The sequence below is a fragment of the Pseudoflavonifractor capillosus genome (assembly GCF_016902575.1).
Classification (GTDB): domain Bacteria; phylum Bacillota; class Clostridia; order Oscillospirales; family Oscillospiraceae; genus Enterenecus; species Enterenecus capillosus_A.
Map to the genome: position 1 here is coordinate 1 of NZ_JACSNZ010000134.1, position 368 is coordinate 368.

Here is a 368-nt window from a genome sequence, read left to right on the forward strand (position 1 = left end):
GGCACCCTGGACTACATCGACGATATCGGCCAGTTCCACATGAAGTGGGACAACGGCAGTGGCCTTGCCCTGATCATTGGAGAGGACAGCTTCTCCGTAATCCCGCCGGAACTTACTACCCTGAAGCTGTATATGCCCCTGACAGCGGACCTCTACACCCGCAATGAGTACGGCGAAATGGAGGAGGACTGTACCCAGTTGGATGGCAGAATGCTGCGTGGCTATGAAGGTGACATTTTCAGCGCCCTGATCAAATACCGTATGCCGGAAGAAACGGAGCGTGGGCTGATGCACTGGTACAGCGAAGATGACAGCGTCAACCGGAAAGTCCAGTCCGCTGTGTTCACGGTCGAGGATCGAAACGGCCA

The 368-nt window shown here is 55.7% G+C and carries 1 protein-coding gene; it reads left to right on the forward strand.

Annotation, left to right across the window (positions count from 1 at the left end):
* Nucleotides 1-368, forward strand: a 368-nt coding sequence (locus tag H9X86_RS12230) for a DUF4314 domain-containing protein (RefSeq protein WP_204901761.1), incomplete at both ends; no start/stop codon positions are given.